The organism is Actinoallomurus oryzae, from assembly GCF_039541955.1.
Lineage (GTDB): Bacteria > Actinomycetota > Actinomycetes > Streptosporangiales > Streptosporangiaceae > Actinoallomurus > Actinoallomurus oryzae.
The window spans coordinates 151,928-171,628 of record NZ_BAABHF010000012.1 but is presented as its reverse complement, the minus strand read 5'-3'; the positions used below and the strand labels follow the sequence as shown (position 1 = coordinate 171,628).

22 protein-coding genes are annotated in these 19,701 nt (G+C 71.9%); 4 read left to right on the top strand and 18 right to left on the bottom strand.

Annotation, left to right across the window (positions count from 1 at the left end):
- Positions 1–3: 3 nt before the first annotated feature.
- From ABEA10_RS08115 to ABEA10_RS08065, 11 genes are all read right to left on the bottom strand, one after another.
- Positions 4–618 (bottom strand): LutC/YkgG family protein, encoded by a 615-nt coding sequence (locus tag ABEA10_RS08115; RefSeq protein WP_345459509.1) that lies wholly within the window; start codon positions 616–618, stop codon positions 4–6.
- Positions 615–2,012: a lactate utilization protein B gene (locus ABEA10_RS08110; RefSeq protein ID WP_425550883.1), complete on the bottom strand. Its 1,398-nt coding sequence runs from the start codon at positions 2,010–2,012 to the stop codon at positions 615–617. Before ABEA10_RS08110 ends, ABEA10_RS08115 begins: the two co-directional genes overlap by 4 nt.
- 64 nt (positions 2,013–2,076) lie before the next feature.
- Positions 2,077–2,778 (bottom strand): (Fe-S)-binding protein, encoded by a 702-nt coding sequence (locus ABEA10_RS08105; RefSeq protein WP_329252367.1) that lies wholly within the window; start codon positions 2,776–2,778, stop codon positions 2,077–2,079.
- A 4-nt stretch (positions 2,779–2,782) separates the two neighbouring features.
- Positions 2,783–3,583 (bottom strand): amidohydrolase family protein, encoded by an 801-nt coding sequence (locus tag ABEA10_RS08100; protein ID WP_345459504.1) that lies wholly within the window; start codon positions 3,581–3,583, stop codon positions 2,783–2,785.
- A complete protein-coding gene (locus tag ABEA10_RS08095) occupies positions 3,580–4,497 on the bottom strand; it encodes an aldo/keto reductase (protein WP_345459501.1) in 918 nt (305 codons plus the stop codon). The genes ABEA10_RS08100 and ABEA10_RS08095 overlap by 4 nt, the downstream gene beginning before the upstream one ends.
- A 2-nt stretch (positions 4,498–4,499) precedes the next feature.
- Complete coding sequence (locus ABEA10_RS08090; RefSeq protein ID WP_329252357.1) at positions 4,500–5,513, bottom strand: ABC transporter permease; 1,014 nt, start codon at positions 5,511–5,513, stop codon at positions 4,500–4,502.
- Complete coding sequence (locus ABEA10_RS08085; protein WP_345459498.1) at positions 5,500–7,035, bottom strand: sugar ABC transporter ATP-binding protein; 1,536 nt, start codon at positions 7,033–7,035, stop codon at positions 5,500–5,502. The genes ABEA10_RS08090 and ABEA10_RS08085 overlap by 14 nt, the downstream gene beginning before the upstream one ends.
- Positions 7,032–8,081, bottom strand: coding sequence for a sugar ABC transporter substrate-binding protein (locus ABEA10_RS08080; protein ID WP_329252353.1), 1,050 nt, complete (start codon positions 8,079–8,081; stop codon positions 7,032–7,034). Before ABEA10_RS08080 ends, ABEA10_RS08085 begins: the two co-directional genes overlap by 4 nt.
- A 10-nt stretch (positions 8,082–8,091) precedes the next feature.
- On the bottom strand, positions 8,092–8,823 hold the full coding sequence (locus tag ABEA10_RS08075; protein WP_345459494.1) for an SDR family NAD(P)-dependent oxidoreductase: 732 nt from the start codon (positions 8,821–8,823) through the stop codon (positions 8,092–8,094).
- A 19-nt stretch (positions 8,824–8,842) separates the two neighbouring features.
- Entirely contained in the window at positions 8,843–10,126 is a 1,284-nt protein-coding gene (locus ABEA10_RS08070; RefSeq protein WP_345459491.1) for an enolase C-terminal domain-like protein, read from the bottom strand.
- A complete protein-coding gene (locus ABEA10_RS08065; protein ID WP_345459488.1) occupies positions 10,123–10,962 on the bottom strand; it encodes a fumarylacetoacetate hydrolase family protein in 840 nt (279 codons plus the stop codon). Before ABEA10_RS08065 ends, ABEA10_RS08070 begins: the two co-directional genes overlap by 4 nt.
- Before the next feature lie 202 nt (positions 10,963–11,164).
- Here ABEA10_RS08065 and ABEA10_RS08060 point away from each other — a divergent pair, with 202 nt between their 5' ends.
- Both ABEA10_RS08060 and ABEA10_RS08055 read left to right on the top strand, forming a co-directional pair.
- The gene (locus tag ABEA10_RS08060; RefSeq protein ID WP_345459485.1) at positions 11,165–11,884 is read left to right on the top strand and encodes a FadR/GntR family transcriptional regulator; all 720 of its coding nucleotides are present in this window, start codon (positions 11,165–11,167) and stop codon (positions 11,882–11,884) included.
- Positions 11,881–12,216 (top strand): L-rhamnose mutarotase, encoded by a 336-nt coding sequence (locus ABEA10_RS08055; protein ID WP_345459483.1) that lies wholly within the window; start codon positions 11,881–11,883, stop codon positions 12,214–12,216. The genes ABEA10_RS08060 and ABEA10_RS08055 overlap by 4 nt, the downstream gene beginning before the upstream one ends.
- Positions 12,217–12,401: 185 nt before the next feature.
- Here the strand turns inward: ABEA10_RS08055 and ABEA10_RS08050 are convergent, their stop codons facing one another.
- The 6 genes from ABEA10_RS08050 to ABEA10_RS08025 all read right to left on the bottom strand — a co-directional run bounded on the left by ABEA10_RS08050 (position 12,402) and on the right by ABEA10_RS08025 (position 16,952).
- A complete protein-coding gene (locus ABEA10_RS08050) occupies positions 12,402–13,037 on the bottom strand; it encodes an MBL fold metallo-hydrolase (protein WP_345459480.1) in 636 nt (211 codons plus the stop codon).
- Between the two features lie 56 nt (positions 13,038–13,093).
- The gene (gene lysA / locus ABEA10_RS08045; RefSeq protein WP_345459477.1) at positions 13,094–14,353 is read right to left on the bottom strand and encodes a diaminopimelate decarboxylase; all 1,260 of its coding nucleotides are present in this window, start codon (positions 14,351–14,353) and stop codon (positions 13,094–13,096) included.
- The gene (locus ABEA10_RS08040; protein WP_345459474.1) at positions 14,350–14,628 is read right to left on the bottom strand and encodes an Lrp/AsnC ligand binding domain-containing protein; all 279 of its coding nucleotides are present in this window, start codon (positions 14,626–14,628) and stop codon (positions 14,350–14,352) included. Before ABEA10_RS08040 ends, lysA begins: the two co-directional genes overlap by 4 nt.
- A gap of 173 nt (positions 14,629–14,801) precedes the next feature.
- The gene (locus tag ABEA10_RS08035; RefSeq protein ID WP_329262195.1) at positions 14,802–15,095 is read right to left on the bottom strand and encodes an iron-sulfur cluster biosynthesis family protein; all 294 of its coding nucleotides are present in this window, start codon (positions 15,093–15,095) and stop codon (positions 14,802–14,804) included.
- 120 nt (positions 15,096–15,215) lie between these two features.
- Positions 15,216–16,166 (bottom strand): LLM class F420-dependent oxidoreductase, encoded by a 951-nt coding sequence (locus ABEA10_RS08030; protein ID WP_345459471.1) that lies wholly within the window; start codon positions 16,164–16,166, stop codon positions 15,216–15,218.
- A gap of 12 nt (positions 16,167–16,178) precedes the next feature.
- Positions 16,179–16,952 carry an SDR family oxidoreductase gene (locus tag ABEA10_RS08025; protein WP_345459468.1) on the bottom strand — a complete coding sequence of 258 codons (774 nt, stop codon included), beginning with the start codon at positions 16,950–16,952 and terminating at the stop codon, positions 16,179–16,181.
- A gap of 82 nt (positions 16,953–17,034) precedes the next feature.
- On the opposite strand from ABEA10_RS08025, the gene ABEA10_RS08020 reads away from it, so the two are divergent.
- The gene (locus ABEA10_RS08020; RefSeq protein ID WP_345459465.1) at positions 17,035–17,829 is read left to right on the top strand and encodes an SDR family oxidoreductase; all 795 of its coding nucleotides are present in this window, start codon (positions 17,035–17,037) and stop codon (positions 17,827–17,829) included.
- Between the two features lie 9 nt (positions 17,830–17,838).
- Positions 17,839–18,819 carry a phosphotriesterase family protein gene (locus ABEA10_RS08015; RefSeq protein WP_345459462.1) on the top strand — a complete coding sequence of 327 codons (981 nt, stop codon included), beginning with the start codon at positions 17,839–17,841 and terminating at the stop codon, positions 18,817–18,819.
- On the opposite strand, the gene ABEA10_RS08010 is transcribed toward ABEA10_RS08015, so the two are convergent.
- Positions 18,809–19,678 carry a LysR family transcriptional regulator gene (locus tag ABEA10_RS08010; RefSeq protein ID WP_345459459.1) on the bottom strand — a complete coding sequence of 290 codons (870 nt, stop codon included), beginning with the start codon at positions 19,676–19,678 and terminating at the stop codon, positions 18,809–18,811. The two genes, ABEA10_RS08015 and ABEA10_RS08010, sit on opposite strands and share 11 nt — an antisense overlap.
- Positions 19,679–19,701 lie beyond the last annotated feature (23 nt).

Genomic DNA, 19,701 nt, shown 5'->3' with positions numbered 1-19,701 from the left:
GCCTCAGACGATCAGGACCTCCAGAGTTCTGGGGCCGTGGACGCCCTCGACGCGGTTCAGTTCGATGTCGCTCGTGGCCGACGGGCCGCTGATCCAGGTCAGCGGGCGGGACGGGTCGAGGCGTTCGACCGCCTCCGGGACCGTGCGGACGATCTGGTCGCGCCGGACCACGCACAGGTGGTAGTCCGGCACCAGGGTCAGCGCGCGGCGGCCCTGGTCGGGGCCGGCGTCCAAGACGATGGTGCCGGTCTCGGCGATCGCCACCGCGCAGCCGGTCAGCACGCCGTCCAACCCGTTCAGCTCCACGTTCGGCAGCGGCGGGTCGTCGCGGATCGCCTCGACGGAGTTCAGCCACGCGTCCGGCACGCCCGCCGGTACGGCCAGCCGTCGCGCGTCGCGGCGGGTCAGTGCCTCCATCACGGCCTCCGCCACGTCCGGCGCCTCGCGCACCTGCGCCCGGTAGTCGGTCAGCCGGTCCACCAGCAGCTCGACCACGTCGACGCCGGACCTTGAGCGCTCGTACTCGCGCGGCACCGGCACGTCATCGGGGTTCTCCTCGCGCGGGACGTCCGACAGAGCCGACCGTACGCGGGCCAGGATGCGGTCTCGGGCGCTCATCGGCTCGCCGCCCACCATTGACGGAACGATTCTTTCGGCGGTCGGGGGACGTCCCGTGTGTCGGACCAGGCCGACAGCGGCCCGGGAAGGCGGCGCGGCGTCCAGCGGCGCAGGCGGCCCGCCGAGCGCTGCGTCACCGACAGCCACCGCGGGGAGTTCAGCACCCGCCGCGCCGCGCCCATCGCCACCCGCTGCCCGACGTGCCCGTGCGCGACCACCTTGGAGCGCAGGTCGAGCAGCACCTCCGGGATGTTGATCGCCACCGGGCACACCTCGTAGCAGGCGCCGCACAGCGTCGAGGCGTACGGCAGCGACTCTTCCAGGGGACTCGCCAGGCCACGGAGCTGCGGCGTCAGGATCGCGCCGATCGGGCCGGGATAGACCGAGCCGTACGCGTGGCCGCCCGCGCGCTCGTACACCGGGCAGACGTTGAGGCACGCCGAACACCGGATGCACCGCAGCGCCTGCCGCCCGACCTCGTCGGCCAGCACCGACGTGCGCCCGTTGTCGAGGAGGACGAGGTGGAACGTCTGGCCCTCGGTGGCGCCGGTCCACATCGAGGTGTAGGGGTTCATCCGCTCGCCGGTGGACGAGCGCGGCAGCAGCTGCATGAACACCTCGAGGTCCCGCCACGTCGGCACGATCTTCTCGATGCCGACCACGGAGATCAGCGTCTCGGGGAGCGTGAGGCACATCCGCCCGTTCCCCTCCGACTCCAGGACCACGAGTGTGCCGGTCTCGGCGACGGCGAAGTTGGCCCCGGAGATACCCACACGAGCGGCCAGAAAGCGTTCGCGCAGGTGCAGGCGCGCCGCCTCGGCGAGCGCGCGCGGGTCGTCCGCCAGGCCGGCGGGCGCCGGCCGTCCCCACGAGGCCATCTTCGAGGCGAAGATCTCGCGGATCTCCGCACGGTTGCGGTGGATGGCCGGGACGAGGATGTGAGAGGGCAGGTCGTCGCCGAGCTGCACGATCAGCTCCGCGAGGTCGGTCTCGTACGCCCGGATGCCCGCGGCCTCCAGCGCCTCGTTCAGGCCGATCTCCTGGGTGGCCATCGACTTGACCTTCACGACCTCGGTCTCGCCGGTGGCCTTCACCAGGTCCGTGACGATCCGGTTGGCCTCGGCGGCGTCGGCGGCCCAGTGCACGGTGCCGCCCGCCGCCGTCACCGCGGCTTCCAGCCGTTCCAGGTAGACGTCCAGGTGCCGGAGCGTACGATCCTTGATCGCGGCGCCCGCCGCGCGCAGGGCGGCCCAGTCGGGCTGCTCGCCGACGACGGCGGCGCGCTTGGCGCGGATCGTGTGGGTGGCCTTGCGCAGGTTGTACCGCAGCTGCGCGTCCGACACGGCCGACGAAGACGCCTCCGGGAACGCGGGCATCCCCACAAAAGCGGTCATGAGCCCTCCTTCGTCGGGAGGAGTGACCACAGGGGCGCGCCTTTGATTCCCTCGCTCCGCTCGGTCATGAGCCCTCCTCGGTGCTGGCGAGGATCTCCGCGAGGTGCATCACCCGGACGCCCGTGCGCTGCCGTGACAGCGCGCCGCCGATGTGCATCAGGCAGGAGTTGTCCGCGGCGCAGAGCACCTCGGCGCCGGTGTCGAGCACGCCGCGTACCTTGTCGGAGCACATCGCGGCCGAGACCGCCGGGTTCTTCAGCGAGAACGTGCCGCCGAAGCCACAGCACTCCTCCGCCCCGCCGAGCGGGAGGAGCGTCAGCCCGCGCACCGAGGACAGCAGGTCCAGCGGGCGCGACCCGACCTTCAGCGAGCGCAGCGAGTGGCAGGTCGGGTGGTAGGTGACGGTGTGCGGGAAGTACGCCCCGACGTCGGTCACGCCGAGGACGTCGACGATGAACTCCGTCAGCTCGTAAACCCCGCCGGGCGGTGCGACGCCGAGGGTGGGGTACCACTCGCGGACCATCGCCGCGCACGAGCCGGACGGCACGATGACGGCCTCGTAACCGCCGAACGTGGAGACGAAGCGCCGGGCCATCGGCCGCGCGTCGTCGCGGTAGCCGGTGTTGAAGTGCATCTGGCCGCAGCACGTCTGGCCGGGCGGGAAGTCGACCTCGCAGCCGAGCCGCTCCAGCAGCCGGACGACCGCCTTGCCCGTCTCGGGGAAGAGCGTGTCGTTGACGCAGGTGAGAAAGAGCGCGACGCGCATAAGGTCAACTTAGTCCGTAGACCCGGCGGGCGGTTCCGCCCATCACCTCGAACGCGTCGTCGCCCGGGACCACCTCTTCGACCAGAGCGGTCACCTGGGCGGGCGTGGCCGCCAGTGTGCACACCGGCCAGTCGGAGCCGTACATCGTCCGGCTCGCGCCGAACACCGCCAGCACGTGACGCGCGTACGGCAGGATGTCGGCCGGTTTCCAGTCCGGTGCCGCCTCGGTGACCAGGCCCGACAGTTTGACGGTGACGTTGGGCAGGGCCGCCATCTCGGTGATCCAGCCGGCCCACGGCTCCCACATGCCATGTGCGATGTCCGGTTTGCCGGCGTGGTCGAGGACGAAGGACACCTCGGGCAGCCGGCGCGCCAGGTCGAGGGCCGCGGTCGCCTGCGGCGGCTTGACCAGCAGGTCGTAGACGAGTCCGGCGGCGCCGACGGCCGCGACGCCGCGTACCACGGACGGGCGGGTCAGCCACCCGGGGTCCGGCTCGTCCTGCGCGAGATGCCGGATGCCGACGAGCGGCCCGGCGGCCTTCAGGTCCGCGAGGCGCTCGGCCACGTCCGGTGCCGTGAGGTCGGTCCAGCCGACGACGCCCGCCACGGGCGCGGCGAGGAGCTCGCGGGTCTCCGCCTCGTCCATCACGGCCTGTACGACGACGCTCTCCCGCGCCGGAACGGCCTCGGTGTAGCGGGCGAGGTCGAAACGGCCCCGGATCGGGTCGGCCCACGGCCCGTCCATCCAGGAGTAGTCCCGTACGGCCGTGTCCCAGAGGTGGTGGTGCGCGTCAACGTGAATCAAAGCTCGTCCCAGAGGGTGTCGGGGATGTCCAGTTCGAGCAGGTCGGCGTTGTCGTCGACCTCGGCGGCGGAGCGGCAGCCGGCCAGCACGGAGGCCACGGCCGGATGCCGCAGCGGGAACCGCAGGGCGGCGGCGCGCAGCGGCACCCCGTACGCGGCGCAGGTCTCCTCCAGCCGCGTCACCCGCGCCCGCAGCTCGGGCGGGGCCGGCCGGTAGTCGTACCGGGTGCCGCCCGCGAGCAGCCCGGTGTTGTAGACGCCGCCGACGACGACCGACGTGCCGCGACGCTCGCAGGCGGGCAGCAGGTCCTCCAGCGCCGACCGGTCCAGGAGCGTGTAGCGGCCGGCGCACAGGACGACGTCAAGGTCGAGGCGTTCGACGAACCGGGTCAGCATCGCGGACTGGTTCATGCCGGCCCCGATGGCGCGGACGACCCCCTCCTCGCGGAGCGCGGCCAGCGCCGGGTACGCCGAGGCGTACACCTCTTCCTCGTGGTCGTCCGGGTCGTGCAGGAAGACGATGTCCACGTGGTCGGCCCCGAGACGCTCCAGCGACTCGTGCAGCGACCGCCGGACGCCCTCGGCGCTCCAGTCCCACACCCGGCGCAGCGGCGGCGGATCGGCGAAGTCCTCCGGTTCCGGCGGCTCGCCGGAACCCAGCGGGACGAGCAGCCGCCCGACCTTCGTGGAGATCACGCACCCGCCGGGCAGGGCGGCGCCGAACCGGCGCTCGCCCCGCCCGGCGCCGTAGTGCGGCGCGGTGTCGAAGTAGCGGATCCCCCGCTCGTACGCCCGCCGTACGGTCGCGGTGGCCTCGGCGTCGGAGACCGCCTGGTACAGGCCGGCGATCCCGGCACCGCCGAGGCCCAGCGTGGTGACCTCGACCGTCGTGTCACCGAGTCGGCGCAGTTCCATCCCTAGTCCTGTGCCTGTCCCGAGGTGATCCGGCTGATGATCAGGGCGATCAGGATGATCGCTCCGTTCAGCGCGTTGATCCACTGAGCCGGTACGCCGGCCAGGGTCAGCACGTTCTGGATCATGTAGAGCAGCAGGATGCCGGTGAAGGCGCCGAAGACCGTGCCGCGTCCGCCGTTCAGCGAAACGCCGCCGATGACCGCCGCCGCGAACACCGTGAAGATCGCGCCGTTGCCCTGGCTGGCGGCCACCGACGCGAGACGGCCGGTCAGGAGCAGGCCGCCGAGGGCGGCGAGCAGCCCGCCGAGCACGAGTGTCGACCACAGGACCCGGTCCACCCGGATGCCGGCCGCGCGGGCAGCGTCGGCGTTGCCGCCGACGGCGTACAGCGACCGGCCGAACCGCGTGTAGCCGGTCACCACGATCGCGACGGCGTACAGGATCAGGCAGATCCAGACCGAGGCCGGCAGGCCGATCCACACGGCGTTGCCCAGGTAGATCATCGAGCTCGGCAGGTTGAAGAACGTCTTGCCGCCGGTGATGCCGGTGAGCAGGCCCCGCAGCACGATGAGCATGCCGAGCGTGACGATGAAGCCGTTGAGGCGGAACCGCACGATCAGCAGGCCGTTCACCGCGCCGATGACCGCGCCGACGGCCAGCGTCAGCGGGATCGACCACGCGCCGGACAGCCAGCCGAGGCCGTGCGCGACGCCGGGCGCGAGCGTCATCCACGCCGCGATGCCCGGGGCCAGGCCGAACGTCGACTCCAGCGACAGGTCCATCCGCCCGCAGATCAGCACGAGCGCCTCGGCCAGCACCAGCAGCGAGATCTCCGACTGCTGCTGCAGGACGTTGACGAGGTTGTCCCAGTGCAGGAACACCGGGCTGACGAAGTAGCCGACGATCGCGATCACGATGATCGCCGGCACCAGCGCGAGGTCACGCAGGCGCGCCAGCCGGGGCGCGGCGATCCGGTTCCCGGCCGGTGCGGCGACGACCGTCTCAGTTTCCGTCACGGATGCCCTCCATTGCGGCGATCAGCTCGTGGTCGGCCCAGCCCCGGGGCATCTCGGTGACGATCTCGCCCTTGAACAGGACGATCACCCGGTCGCACGGCCGAAGGTCATCGAGGTCGTCGGAGACGACGAGCACGCCGGCGCCGCGTGCCGCGGCGGCCGAGGCCGCCGCGAGCAGCGTCTCCTTGGCCCGTACGTCGACGCCGGCGGTCGGCTGGAGCAGCACCAGCGCCGTCGGGTCGCCCGCGAGCGCGCGGGCCATCACGACCTTCTGCTGGTTCCCGCCGGACAGCGCGGCGACGGGCTGTCCGGGGCCGGCCGCCTTGATGGTCAGCCGCTCGATCGCCTCGGCGCCGAGGCGGTCGCGCCGCCGCGACCCGACGAACCCGAACCTGCCGAGGCGCTCCGGCACGGTGAGCGTGGCGTTCTCGGCGATCGACAGGTCGGGGACGAGGCCCTCTCGGTGGCGGTCCTGCGGGACGAACCCGGCGCCGGCCTTCAGCGCGGCGGGCACGCTGCCCGGCCGGGGCCGTACGCCGCCGATCTCGACCGTGCCCGAACCGGCGCGGCGCAGGCCGACGATGGACTCGCCGACGGCCATCTTCCCCGAGCCGCCCGACCCGGCCAGCCCGACGACCTCGCCGGCCGCGACCGTCAGCGACACGTCGTGGAAGACACCCGGCAGGCCGAGGCCGTCGACCCGCAGCGCCGGCGTGGCGCCCTCCGGCGGCGCCGGGCGTTCGGCGGGCGGCTCGATCAGGCCGGTCGCCTCCCCGGTCATCGCGGCGACGAGCGCCGGCTTGTCCAGCTCGGCCACGGGCGAGGTGACGATGTGCCGCGCGTCGCGCATCACCGTGACGGTGTCGCACACCTCGTACACCTCGTCGAGGTGGTGGCTGATGAACAGGAACGTCACCCCGGCCTCGCGCAGCGAGCGCATGCGGGTGAACAGCCGCTCGATCGCGCTGCCGTCGAGCTGCGCGGTCGGCTCGTCCAGGATGATGAACCGCGAGCCGTGCGACAGGGCTCGTGCGATCTCCACGAGCTGGCGCTGTTCGACGCTGAGCCGCTCGGCCGGGGCCCGTACGTCGACGTCGACCTCCCAGGCGTCGAGGAGCTCGCGGGCCCGGCGGCGGAGCCCGCCCCAGGAGATCAGGCCCGCCCCCTGCCGGTTCAGATAGAGGTTCTCGGCGACGGACAACGAGGGGATGACGGTGGAGCGCTGGTAGACGCAGGCGACGCGGCTGCGCCACGCCTCGCGGTCGGCCACCGGCGGCGCGGGCTCGCCGCCGAACTCCACCGATCCGGAGTCCGGCGGCACCAGGCCGGTGAGGACCGACACGAGCGTCGACTTGCCCGCGCCGTTGCGGCCGACGAGCGCGTGCACCTGCCCGCCGGTCACCTCCAGCGACACCTCATCCAGCGCGACGGTCACCCCGAACCGCTTGCTGATCGCGTGTGCTGCCGCGACCGGCCGTGTCGTCTCCGCACGGCCGGCCGCGGCGCCTTCGGGAGCCGTCATTTGATTTGATTGCCCCAGAGCGAGGGGTCGGTCGACTTCAGCGAGCCCGGGTAGGACCCGTCCTTGGTGACCAGCGGCGCGGGCAGCTGGTCCTCCAGCACGCCTGGCCGCGGCGCGACGATGGTCGAGCCGTGGTCGGTCTTGCCGGGGGAGAACTTCTGCCCGGCGATGGCGGCCTTGATGTAGTACAGCGCGTACTTGGCGTACAGGTCGGCGGGCTGGGACACGGTCGCGTCGATCTGCCCGGCCGCGATCGCCTTCATCTCCTCGGGGATGCCGTCGTTGGAGATGATCGCGATGTGCTTGGGGTTACTCGGCGGGACCAGCAGGCCCTTCTGCTTGAGCACGTTCAGCGTAGGGGCGAGGAACGCGCCACCGGCCTGCATGTAGATCCCGTTGATGTCGGGGTTGGCGGCGAGGGCGGTCTGCAGCTTGTTCGCCCCGACGTCACCCTTCCACTCGGTCGGCAGGCCGATGACCTTGATGTTCTTGTAGTTCTGCGCCATGCACTGGTTGAAGGCATCGGTACGGTCGCGGCCGTTGATCGAGGCCAGGTCGCCCTCCAGCATGGCGACCTTGCCCTTGCCCTTCAGCGTGTCGCCGAGGAACTTGCAGGCCTTCTGCCCGTACGCCACGTTGTCGGCGCGGACGACCATGTACACGTCACCCTTGTCGGGGCGGGTGTCGACGCTGACGACGGGGATCTTCTTCTGTTTGAGCTGGCTCAGGGTGGGGGCGACCGCGGCGGTGTCCTGCGGGGCGAGGACGACGCCCTTGACGCCCTGGCCGATGAGCGTCTGGACGTTGGCGGTGAGCTTGGCGATGTCGTTCTCGGAGTTGGTGGTCTTCAGGTCCAGGCCGAGCTGCTTGCCGAACTGCGGAACGTACTTGATGTACGAATTCCAGAAGTCGGTGTCCGAGCGGGGGTAGTCGACTCCGACGACCTTGCCCCCTCCCGCACCACCGCCGCTGCTGTTGTTGCAGGCCGACACCAGCAGCGCTGCGGCGGCGAGCGAGGCGCCGGCCGCGAGGGTCTTTCGCTTCATAGCGATCTCCTCAGGATTTGTCTGGTCGCAGTCGCAGGCCGTCCATGCCCCCGTCGACCGCCAGCGCCGTTCCTGTCGTGGCCGACGCGAGCGGGCCGGCCAGGTAGGCGATCGCCGCGGCGACCTCCTGCGCACTGACCAGGCGCCCGGTCGGCTGGCGGGCCTCCAACGCGGCCCGTTCCGCTTCGGGGTCGTCGGCCGCCTCCAGCAGCCGGCCGATCCACGGTGTGTCCGCGGTTCCGGGATTCACGCAGGTGACGCGGATCCCCTCCCGCAGGTGGTCCGCCGCCATCGCGCGGGTGAGCGACAGCACGGCACCCTTCGTCGCCGAGTACAGCGCCCGGGCCGGCAGCCCTGCGGTGGCCGCGATCGAGCAGGTGTTGACGATCGCGGCATGCTCGGATCGGCGCAGGTACGGCAGGGCGGCCCGGCTCGTCCGCACCATGCCGAACACGTTCACGTCGAAGACGCGCCGCCACTCGTCGTCGTCGTTGTCCTCGACCGTGCCCTGCGCGCCGATGCCCGCGTTGTTGACCAGGACGTCGAGGCCGCCGAGGTGCTCGGCCGCGTCCTCGACCGCCGCACGGACCTGCGCGTCGTCCCGGACGTCCGCCTTGACCCCGTACAGCGGCTCCGGCGGGCCGGACAGGTCCAGGCAGGCGACGGACGCGCCGCGTTCGGCGAGCAGCCGCGCGGTGGCGAGCCCGATGCCGGACGCGCCGCCGGTGACCAGCGCTCTCATGCCGGTGAACTCCACGGTGTCATGACCTCCAGACAGGGCCGTCGGGATAGGCGTACTCGGCTCGGCTCTCGGCCTTGATCTCGGCCGACATCCCCGGGGCGTCCGGCGCGAGATAGTGGCCGTCGCGCACCCGTACGGGATCGGTGAAGTGCTCGTGCAGGTGGTCGACGTACTCGATCACGCGGTCCTGGGTGGAGCCGCTGACCGCGAGGTAGTCGAACATGGACAGGTGCTGGACGACCTCGCACAGGCCGACGCCGCCGGCGTGCGGGCAGACCGGCACGCCGTACTTGGCGGCGAGCAGCAGGATCGCGACGTTCTCGGTGACGCCGGAGACCCGGCACGCGTCGATCTGCAAAAAGTCGATCGCGTCGGCCTGGAGCAGCTGCTTGAAGATCACCCGGTTGGCGACGTGCTCGCCGGTCGCGACCCGCACCGGGCGCACGCCCGCGCGGACCGCGGCGTGGCCGAGGACGTCGTCGGGGCTCGTCGGCTCCTCGATCCACCACGGGTCGTACGGCTTGAGCGCGTTGACCCACGTGATGGCCTGCTCGACGTCCCAGCGCTGGTTGGCGTCGATCGCGATCCGGATGTCCGGGCCGACCGCCTCGCGGGCCAGGCGCATGCGGCGTACGTCGTCGTCCAGGTCAGAGCCGACCTTGAGCTTGATCTGGGTGAAGCCGTCGGCGACCGCCTCGCGGGAGAGGCGTACAAGCTTGTCGTCGGTGTAGCCGAGCCAGCCGGGCGTGGTCGCGTACCCGGGATAGCCGGTGGCGAGCAGCGCGGCCTCGCGCTCGGCCCGCCCGTCCCGGGCCGTCCGGAGCAGGTCGAGGGCCTCGGCGGGGCGCAGCGCGTCGGTGAGGTACCGCCAGTCGACGAGGTCGACGACCTGCTCGGGCGGCAGGTCCGCCAGCAGCCGCCAGACGGGCTTGCCCGCGACCCGGCCGGCGAGGTCGAACGCGGCGTTGATCAGGGCGGCGGCGGCCATGTGCACGACGCCCTTCTCCGGGCCGAGCCAGCGCGTGTGCGAGTCGTGGGTCAGCCGCCGGGCGAACTCCCCCAGGTCGGCCGGGTCCAGCTCACGGCCCACGACGAGGGGCGCGTACGCCTCGATGGCCGCGGTGCACACCTCGGTGCCCCGCCCGATGGTGAAGCAGAAGCCGTGCCCCTCCGCGCCCGTGTCGGCGTGCAGCACGGCGTACGCGGCCGAGTAGTCGGGGTCGGGGTTCATGGCGTCCGAGCCGTCGAGCCGCCGTGAGGTCGGGAACCGGACGTCGTGGACGTCGAGCGATGTGATCCTCATGCCAGCCTCTGCCGCTGCCGGCCGAGGCCGTCGATCTCCAGCTCGACGACGTCGCCCGTGCGGAGGTACGGCGTGCCGGGGCGGGCCATCGCGACCCCGGCCGGGGTGCCGGTGTTGATGACGTCACCGGGGTCCAGCACCATGAACTGGCTGAGGTACCAGATCAGGTGGTCGATCCCGAAGATCATGTCCTTGGTGTTGCCGTCCTGGCGCAGCTCGCCGTTGACCCAGAGCCGCAGGCCGAGGTTCTGCGGGTCGGAGACCTCGTCGGCGGTGACGAGGTAGGGCCCGAGCGGGTTGAAGGTCTCGCAGGACTTGCCCTTGTCCCAGGTGCCGCCGCGTTCGAGCTGGTACTCACGCTCGGAGACGTCGTTGGCGATCGCGTAGCCCGCGATGAGGGCGCGCGCCTCCTCCGGCGAGTCCAGGTAGCGGGCGCGGCCCTTCAGCACGACGGCGAGCTCGACCTCGTAGTCGGTCTTCTCGCTGCCGCGCGGGATGAGGACGTCGTCGGTCGGCCCGACGACGGTGTTGACGGCCTTCATGAAGATGATCGGCTCGTCCGGGATCGCGGCCCCGGTCTCCGCGGCGTGGTCGCGGTAGTTCAGGCCGATGCAGACGACCTTGCCGGGCCGCGCCACGGGCGCGCCGACCCGCTTGGTGTTCTGGATCCGGGGCAGCTCACCCGCCTCGTACGCGGCCCGCAGATCGTCCAGACCGGTCGCGAGGAAGGCGGGGTCGATGTCGCGGGTCACGCCGGACAGGTCGAGGAGCGTCCCGTCCTCGGCCAGAATCGCGGGCCGTTCGGCGCCCTCCGGTCCGACACGCAGCAGCTTCACGGAGCCGTCCTTCCTGGATCGTGTACTGGTCCGACCTCTGAGTCAGTCATCGGACCTCTGGTACGGACATGACACCATCAACCGCCGATCTCCTGGCAATACCCTGTGACAGATTTGTTACATTGCACGGATTGGTCGGATCTGTCACGCTCGTACAGAATGCTGCTCAAGATGCTGATCAGGCGCGGGGAGGGAGGAGCGAGTGCCGGATGAGACCGCCGCCAGGACCACGGTCACCGAGCGGGCGATCGAGAAGATCAAGGCCAAGATCGCTTCCGGGGAGCTGGAGCCTGGGCAGCGGCTGCCGACCGAACGCGACCTCGCGGCCGAGCTCGGCCTGTCGCGCAGCTCGATGCGCGAGGCGATCCGGGCGCTGACCGTCATGGGCGTGCTGGAGGCCCGGCACGGCGCGGGCATCTACGTCACCCGGCTGGAGCCGGGCGACCTGCTGGAGACCTTCGGTGTGGTGGCGGAGATCTCGCGGGGCTCGACGCTGCTGCACCTCGTCCAGGTCAGGAAGATCCTCGAACCGGCGGCGGCCGCCGCCGCGGCGGCCCGCATCGACGAAGCCGGCCTGGCCCGCCTGCGCGCCGAGATGAACGCGATGGAGCGCGGCACGACCGCCGAGGAGATCGTGGGGCACGACCTGGAGTTCCACCGGATCATCACCGAGGCCGCGGCGAACCCGGTGCTGGCGGCGATCCTCGGCGGCCTGAACAGCCGCACCTTCCGCGCCCGGGTGTGGCGGGGGTACCGGGAGGAGGGCGTGTTCCCGCGGACGTTCACCGAACACGACCAGATCTACCGCGCCCTGGCCGAACGCGACCCGGACGGCGCCCGCGTCGCGGCGGCCGTCCACATCGGCGCGGTCGAGGACTGGGCCCGCCGCCAGGCCGGCGAGGATCCCTCAGGAGTCGAGTGAAGGAGGACGGATCGTTGCGGATCGCGCTGCACACACGCCTCGCACCGGGGCGTGAGGAGGAGTACGAAGAGGCCCACCGGTCGGTGCCGGCGGAACTCGTGGCCGCCATCAGGGCGGCGGGCGCCCACGACTGGACGATCTGGCGCGACGGCCTGGACCTGTTCCACGTCATCGACTGCGACGACTACGCGGCCATGCTGGCCGCCCTGGAGAACCTCCCGGTCAACGTCGCCTGGCAGGCCCGGATGGCGGGCTACCTCGACGTGATCCACGACTACTCCGACGCGGACCAGAGCCTCCCCGAGGTCTGGCGCCTCCCGCCCGAAGCCTGACCAGACCGTTGCGGTCGCGGCCGTTCTCGTCCTGACGGGCGGGCTGCTAGGCGCCCGGTTCGACCTCGTTGATGTCGCCTGGTACCCCGTCGGCGTCATCCCGTTGGTGACCGCGCATTGGTTCCTCCGGGCCCGCACCCGTTCCCGAACAGAGCTGACACCCGCTGAGCCCTAGCCTCAATGGACTAGATCTCCACGGACTCGCCCGGCCGCAGTCGTTGGAAGTCGGCGTCCTGTCGTTTGCCCTCGCCGGAGAGTTGGCTCTCCAGCAGGCCCAGGCCGGCCTCGTTCAGCAGGCCGTCGTGCACCGCGTACGCACGCCGGGGTTCGACCTCCCGCAGGTACTGGATCATCTCCGGGGCCTTCATCCACGGCGCCTGGCCGGGGACCAGCAGCGTCGGCGCCCGTACGACGGTGAACGCGTCGCCGGGGTGGAAGACCTCCTCGTCGATGAAGAAGCCCACGTTGTCCACCGGCGGCACGTCCGGGTGGACGATCTCGTGCTTCTGCCCGACGACGGAGACCTCGAAGCCCGCGATGGTGAGCGAGTCGCCCTCCCCGACCGCACGGACCCGGTCGCCGACGTCGCCGAGGATGCCGGCGACGGCCCGGCACGTGTAGACGGTGAGACGCGGATCGTCGGCCAGGGCCCGGCGCAGGCGCTCGGCCTCCAGGTGGTCGAAGTGCTCGTGCGTGATGAGCACGGCCTCGGCGCCTGTGATCGCCTCGTCCTCCGGCGTGAGGCCACCGGGGTCGATGACGAGAGTGCGATCGTCCTTGCGCAGGCGCACGCAGGCGTGGCCCAGCTTGGTCAGCTGCATTCCTCTCACCTCATCTTTCGGCTCCAACGATCTTTTCACGCCGTCCTGGTCCCGGCTCAGCCGACGTCGCGGCGGATCAGGTCTTCCAGGGTCTCGCGGCGGACCAGCGGCCGGGCGCGCCCGCCGCGTACGGCGACGACCGGCGGCCGGGCGACCTGGTTGTAGTTGGAGGCCATCGAGTGGTGGTACGCGCCGGTGCACGGCACGGCGAGCAGGTCGCCCGGCCGTACGTCCGCGGGCAGCGGCACGTCCGCGGCGATCACATCGCCCGCCTCGCAGTGCCGCCCGACGACCGTGGCCGGGGCCTCGCCCGCGCCCGACCCCGGCCCGATCCGGGCGACCGAGTAGCGGCTGCCGTACAGGGCGGGCCTGGGGTTGTCGCTCATGCCGCCGTCGACCACGACGAACGTCCGGGCGCCGTGCTTGACCGCGACGACCCGGTAGAGCGTCACGCCCGCGGACGCGACGATCGCACGGCCGGGCTCGACGGTCAGCGATGGTGCGGGGACCCCGCGTACGGCGCACTCCTGCGCGACGGCCGCGACCACGCGGCCGGCGAAGGTGTGGACGTCGAGGCCGTGCTCGTCCGGCCGGTACGCCACCGCGTGGCCGCCGCCGAGGTTCAGCTCCGGCAGGCCGCCGAACCCCGCCATGAAGGCGACGAGCCGCCGCGCCGCCGTCTCGTAGCCGTCCGGCTCGCCGATCTGCGAGCCGAGGTGGCAGTGCAGGCCGGCGAGCGCGAGCGCGGGCTGGCCGAGCACGCGGCGTACGACGTCGCCGGCGGCGCCCGAGGCGAGGGACAGCCCGAACTTCTGGTCCTCGAGGCCGGTCGCCATCGCGCGGTGGACGTGCGGGTCGACCCCGGGTGTCACCCGTACGAGGACCTTCCGCGGGTGACGGCGGTCGCCGGCCAGCGCGGCCAGGCGCGCCACCTCCCCCGCCGAGTCGACCACGATCCGCCCCACGCCGTACTCCAGCGCGGCGGCCAGGTCCTCCGGCGTCTTGCCGTTGCCGTGCAGCAGGATCCGCTCGGCCGGGAAGCCGACCGACCGGGCCAGGGCGAGCTCGCCGGCGGAGCACACGTCGAGCCACAGGCCCTCCTCGTCCACCCAGCGGGCCATGGCCCGGCAGAGGAACGCCTTGCCCGCGTACGCGACGCGGTGCGGGTGGAGGGCCTTGCGGTACTCACGGCACCGGTGCCGTACGTGCTCCTCGTCGAGGACGTAGACGGGGGTGCCGAAGCGCTCGGCGATCTCGGTGAGGGGCACGCCGCCCACGGAGTGCGCGGGATCGGCGGTGAGGGGCCAGATGTTCATCGGTCGCCCAGGGGCACGCGGTGCAGGACCAGGGTGGTGGAGGTGTGACCGCCGGCGTTGCGCAGCTCGTTCACGGCGCTGTCGAGGTCGGCGAGGGCCGGGCAGGTGAGGCGTACCTCGTAGTCGCAGTCGCCGGCGAGACGCCAGGCGTCCATGACGGCGGGTTCGGCGCGCAGGTGCCTCTCGAAGACCTCGTGCTCGGCGCCGCCCACCAGCCGCACTCGGACCAGCGCCACCAGTGCGCTCGGCGCCGGCGGGTGCCCCATGACATCCATGCGAGCGACGTTAGGGACGAAAACGGCAGGTCGGGCGGGTACGTACGGATCCCTCACGCCCGCGGGCGCGTCATTGACGCGTTCCTAACGGCCCCCCGGAACACCAGCCGGAACGCCGTTCGGAACGCCGATCGCCCCGGACCAGGCGGTCCGGGGCGATCGGCTCCGTTCGGTCAGACGGACTTGTCGGCGAGGCGGAACGTCACATCTCCCTGTTCGTCGACGCTCGCGTCGAGTGTCATCTCGTCGAGGATCGACGCGGCGTCCGGTTCGAGGTAGACACGCGCCCCCTGTTCCTCGACGACCTCGTCGCCCGCCTGGGGGCCCTCGGCCACCGCCAGGGCCAGTGTGCCCGCCTGCTCGGGCTCGGACTGCGTCGCGATCCGCAGCCCGGTCTGCGGAGAGAGCTCGGGTTGGCTTGTGACGGTACGGATCACCTGAACCGCCGAGTCGGTCAGCGTGAGCACAGTCAACAGCTCCTTCTGGTCGGGTTTGTGAGCCACACGACCGGGGCCGTGCTTGCGCCTGCCATGCCCCGCATCACGACCCGCAAACGTCGGGATTCGCCACGTAACCGGTGTCACGCTTCACGTTCGCGGCGCGAGCGCGCGCACCGCCTCCAGCAGGTCGACGCCCTCGGCGGGCAGGACGGCGAGGATCGGGGTGTCCAGCCCGGCCTCGGCGTACTCCCGGACGCGTTCCCGGCAGGCCTCCGGCGAGCCGTGCACGATCAGCTCGTCCACGACGTCGTCGGGAACGGCCGCCAGGGCCCCCTTGCGGTCGCCCTCCGCCCAGGCCTTGTTCATCGCGGCGAGCCGCTCGCCGCGGCCGAGCCACTCGTGGAAGGCCGCGTACGCGGGCACGGTCAGGTACGCGGCGATCATCCAGCGGCCGAGGGCGCGCGCCTCGTCGGCGTTCGTGGTCGGGCAGACGAAGATCCGCGCCAGCAGTTCCTTGTCCCCGCCCACCTCGGAGCGCACCTGGCGTACGTCCGCGGGCGACAGCCAGTTGGTGATCGCGGCGTCCGCCTCGCGGGCGGCGAGGCGCAGCATGCCGGGCCGCAGGGCGGCGAGTGCGATCTTCGGCGGAACCTCCGGGACGTTGTCCAGCTTGAAGCCCTTGACGTTCAGGGCCTCGTCGGTGACCTTCTCCCCGGCCAGCGCGCGGCGCAGGAACCGGAGGGTGTCGCGCACCCGCTGGTACGGCTCGGTGAACGGGATGCCGTTCCACCGCTGCACGATCGCCGGCGAGGACGTCCCGATGCCGAGCACGAACCGGCCCGGCGCGAGGCCCGCGAGCGTCGCCGCCTGCTGGGCGAGCAGGCCGGGACCGCGGGTGTAGACCGGGACGATGGCGGGTCCCAGCCGGAGGCCGGGCGCCCACTGCGAGGCCAGGGTCAGCGGCGTGAACGCGTCGGTGCCGTTGGTCTCCGCCGACCACGCGTCGGTGTAACCGAGGTCCTCCAGTTCGGAGACGATCTTCTGGTGCCGCGCGAGCGGCACGCCGGTGAGCGGGATCGTCAGTCCCCATCGCGACATGCGGGGCCCTCCTCAGGCGATCACGGGGCGGATCGTGCCGCCGCCGTCGACGACGATGGTCTGCCCGGTCATCCAGCTCGACGCGTCGCCGGCCAGGAACACGATCGCCTTGGCGATGTCCTCGGGCTCGCCGATCCGGCCGAGCGGCATGAACTTGTTGATCTGCGCCTCGTTCTCCTCCCACAGCGCCTTGGCCAGGTGGGTCCGCACCAGGCCGGGGGCGATCCCGTTGACGCGCACCTTCGGCGCCAGCTCCATGGCGAACTGCCGGGTGAGGTGGATGACGGCGGCCTTCGTCGCGTTGTAGTACCCGATGCCGTGCTCGGTCACCATGCCGCCGACCGAGGCGACGTTGACGATCGCCCCGCCGCGGTCGGCCATCGACAGCTTCCACACGAGCTGGGTCCACAGGACGATGGCGAACTGGTTGACCTCCACGGTCTTGGCCGCGCGCGAGGCGTCCAGGTCGACCATGGGGCCGTAGTACGGGCTCGTGCCCGCGTTGTTGACCAGGATGTCCACGCCGCCGAACTCCTCGACGGCGGCCCCCACACAGGCCCGCGCGGCGTCCTCGTCGCCGACGTGGGCGGCCTTGGGGAGCACCCCGGCGCCCGGATGCGCGGCCCGGATCTCCGCCGCGACCTCCTCCAGCGCGTCCTGTTTGCGCGAGGACAGCACCACGTTGCACCCCTGGGCGGCGAGCGCCACCGCGGTCGCCTTGCCGATGCCGCGTGACGCGCCGGTGATCAGCGCGGTTCTGCCCGCCAGGCCGGTCTCGAGTCCCATGCTGCTCTCGCCTCTCGCTCCAGGCTTCTCATGCTGATACCCGAATCAGGTTCAGCCTAGTGACAAATGTTACGTTCCTGCCATGCGGGTGACTGGGAAGAACATCGTGATCACTGGCGCCGCGAGCGGGATCGGCGCCGCGCTGGCCCGGAGGTTCGCCGCCGAGGGCGCCGCCGGGATCTGCCTCGCCGACCTCGACGAGGACGCCGCCGCCCGGGTCGCCGCCGGGCTGGAGTGCCGTACGGTCGTGCGCCGCACCGACGTGGGCGAGGAGTCCCAGGTGCGTTCCATGGTCGAGGCCGCCACCGGCGAACTGGGCCCCGTCGACCTCATGTGCTCCAACGCGGGCATCGGCACCGGGGCCGGGCTGGAGGCCACGGCCGAGCAGTGGGCGGCCGCATGGGCGGTCAACGTCCAGGCCCACGTGTACGCCGCGCGCGCCGTGCTGGCCTCGATGCTCGAACGCGGCGAGGGGTACCTGCTGCACACATGCTCGGCGGCGGGCCTGCTGAGCCAGCCGGGTGACGCGCCGTACGCCGTGACCAAGCACGCCGCCGTGGCGTTCGCCGAGTGGCTCTCGCTGACGTACGGCGACCAGGGCATCCGGGTGAGCGCGCTCTGCCCGCAGGGCGTCCGGACGCCGCTGCTCACCGGCGGCCTCGACGGGCACCTCGCGGCCAAGGCGGTCGCCGCCGCGGGCAAGGTGCTGGAGCCCGAGGAGGTGGCCGACACGGTGATCGCCGGGCTCGAGGCGGAGAAGTTCCTGATCCTGCCGCACCCGGAGGTGGCCGAGTACGTGCGCCGGAAGGCCTCCGACCACGATCGGTGGCTCTCGGGCATTCGCCGGATGGTGGCAGGGATCCAGAATCGGAGTTAGTTTCTGGGCATGCCCACGGTCGAGACCGTACGCGGAGCCGTCGACGTCGCCGAACTCGGGCCGACGCTCATGCACGAGCACGTGTTCTTCGTCGGCACGGAGTACCTGCAGAACTACGGCGCCGGCTGGTGGGACGAGGAGGAGCGGGTCGCGGACGCGATCGAGCGCCTGCGGTCGGTGGCGGCCCGCGGCGTCCGTACGTTCGTGGACCCGACGGTGTGGGGCGGAGGCCGCTACATCCCGCGCATCCAGCGGATCAACGAGCAGGTCCCGGAGCTGAACATCATCGTCGCGACCGGCTACTACCACTACACCGACGCGCCGATCCAGTTCATGAACCGCGGTCCCGGGCTGATCTTCGACGAGACTCCCGACCCGCTCGCCCGGGAGTTCGTCCGCGACATCGCCGAGGGGATCGCCGACACCGGGGTCAAGGCGGCGTTCCTCAAGTGCGCCGTCGAGCACCCCGACCCGACCCCCGGCGTCGAACGCGTCTGCCGCGCCGTGGCCTACGCCCACCGGGAGACCGGCGCGCCGATCACCGTGCACACCAACGCCCACCAGCAGACCGGCCGCTGGGTGGTGGACCTGCTCCGCGCCGAGCACGCCGACCTGACCAAGGTGGTCATCGGGCACAGCGGCGACTCGGGCGACCTGGACTACCTGACCTGGCTGGCCGACACGGGCGCGCTGCTCGGCATGGACCGGTTCGGCCTCGACGCGTTCCGTACGACCCCCGAACGCGTCGAGACGATCGTGGCCCTGTGCGAACGCGGCTACGCCGAGCGGATGGTGCTGAGCCACGACGCGATGTGCTGGATCGACTGGTTCGGCGACGACTTCACCGGGATTCGGGACCAGCTGATGCCGAACTGGCACTACGAGCACATCCACAACGACGTCCTGCCGGCCCTCCGCGAGGCCGGGGTGAGCGAGAAGGACATCGGCACGATGCTGGTGGACAACCCGCGCCGCTACTTCACCCGGTAGGCGCGGCGGCGCGTTCGAGCACGAAGCGGCGGAAGTTCTCCACCACCGGCGGGCGTGTGCGCCCCTCCACCCAGACCAGGCCGATCGTCCGCCGCGCGCCCGGGATCTCGCGCTCCGCCACCCCCGTCACCGGGTCACCGGGCGGGACCAGCGCGACGCCCAGGCCCGCCGCGACCAGGCCGCGCAGGGTCGTGGCCTCCTCGCCCTCGAAGGCGATCTCCGGCCGGATCCCGGCCTCGCGGAACAGCGCATCGGCGATGGAGCGCAGGCCGTACCCGCGCCGCATCACGATGAACGGCTCGTCCGCCACGTCGGCGAGGCTCACGCGGCGCGCCTCGGCGAGGCGGTGGCCGGCGGGCATCGCCAGGCGCAGCCGTTCGGTGGTGAGCGGATGCCAGGCCAGTCCCTCCGGGCGCGGGCTGGTGATCGCCATGTCCGCGCGGCCGTGGACGACCTCCGCCTCGAGGTGCTCGGCGCTGCCCTGGGTCAGCCGGAAGCGCACCCTCGGGTGCGCGGACCGGTAGGCGCGGAGCAGTTCCGGCACGAGCGCGGTGCCCTGCGTGTGCAGGAACGCCAGGCCGACCTCGCCGTGCTCGGGGTCGGCGGCCTGGGCGAGCGCCCGCCGGGCCGCCTTCTCGGTGTCGACCAGCCGCTCGGCGTACGCGCGGAAGATCTCGCCGTACGCGTTGAGCCGGAGCGTACGGCCCTCCCGGTCGAACAGCGGGGCGTGCAGCTCGCGTTCGAGCCGGGCGATCGCGCGGGACAGGCCCGGCTGGGAGACGCGCAGCTCCTCGGCCGCCCGCGTGACGTTGCCGATCTCCGCCACGGCGAGGAACCAGCGAACCGTCACCAGATCCATGCGTCCCAAGCATAGCTTTCCGA

Excerpts from the sequence above, each read along its gene's own strand:
- ABEA10_RS08115 (WP_345459509.1), bottom strand. The coding sequence starts at position 618 with ATGAGCGCCCGAGACCGCATCCTGGCCCGCGTACGGTCGGCTCTGTCG.
- ABEA10_RS08040 (WP_345459474.1), bottom strand. The coding sequence starts at position 14,628 with ATGGATGTCATGGGGCACCCGCCGGCGCCGAGCGCACTGGTGGCGCTG.
- ABEA10_RS08025 (WP_345459468.1), bottom strand. The coding sequence starts at position 16,952 with ATGGGACTCGAGACCGGCCTGGCGGGCAGAACCGCGCTGATCACCGGC.
- ABEA10_RS08110 (WP_425550883.1), bottom strand. The coding sequence starts at position 2,012 with ATGACCGCTTTTGTGGGGATGCCCGCGTTCCCGGAGGCGTCTTCGTCG.
- lysA (WP_345459477.1), bottom strand. The coding sequence starts at position 14,353 with ATGAACATCTGGCCCCTCACCGCCGATCCCGCGCACTCCGTGGGCGGC.
- ABEA10_RS08080 (WP_329252353.1), bottom strand. The coding sequence starts at position 8,081 with ATGAAGCGAAAGACCCTCGCGGCCGGCGCCTCGCTCGCCGCCGCAGCG.
- ABEA10_RS08105 (WP_329252367.1), bottom strand. The coding sequence starts at position 2,778 with ATGCGCGTCGCGCTCTTTCTCACCTGCGTCAACGACACGCTCTTCCCC.
- ABEA10_RS08050 (WP_345459480.1), bottom strand. The coding sequence starts at position 13,037 with ATGCAGCTGACCAAGCTGGGCCACGCCTGCGTGCGCCTGCGCAAGGAC.
- ABEA10_RS08030 (WP_345459471.1), bottom strand. The coding sequence starts at position 16,166 with ATGTCGCGATGGGGACTGACGATCCCGCTCACCGGCGTGCCGCTCGCG.
- ABEA10_RS08015 (WP_345459462.1), top strand. The coding sequence starts at position 17,839 with ATGCCCACGGTCGAGACCGTACGCGGAGCCGTCGACGTCGCCGAACTC.
- ABEA10_RS08085 (WP_345459498.1), bottom strand. The coding sequence starts at position 7,035 with ATGACGGCTCCCGAAGGCGCCGCGGCCGGCCGTGCGGAGACGACACGG.
- ABEA10_RS08070 (WP_345459491.1), bottom strand. The coding sequence starts at position 10,126 with ATGAGGATCACATCGCTCGACGTCCACGACGTCCGGTTCCCGACCTCA.
- ABEA10_RS08095 (WP_345459501.1), bottom strand. The coding sequence starts at position 4,497 with ATGGAACTGCGCCGACTCGGTGACACGACGGTCGAGGTCACCACGCTG.
- ABEA10_RS08010 (WP_345459459.1), bottom strand. The coding sequence starts at position 19,678 with ATGGATCTGGTGACGGTTCGCTGGTTCCTCGCCGTGGCGGAGATCGGC.
- ABEA10_RS08075 (WP_345459494.1), bottom strand. The coding sequence starts at position 8,823 with ATGAGAGCGCTGGTCACCGGCGGCGCGTCCGGCATCGGGCTCGCCACC.
- ABEA10_RS08020 (WP_345459465.1), top strand. The coding sequence starts at position 17,035 with ATGCGGGTGACTGGGAAGAACATCGTGATCACTGGCGCCGCGAGCGGG.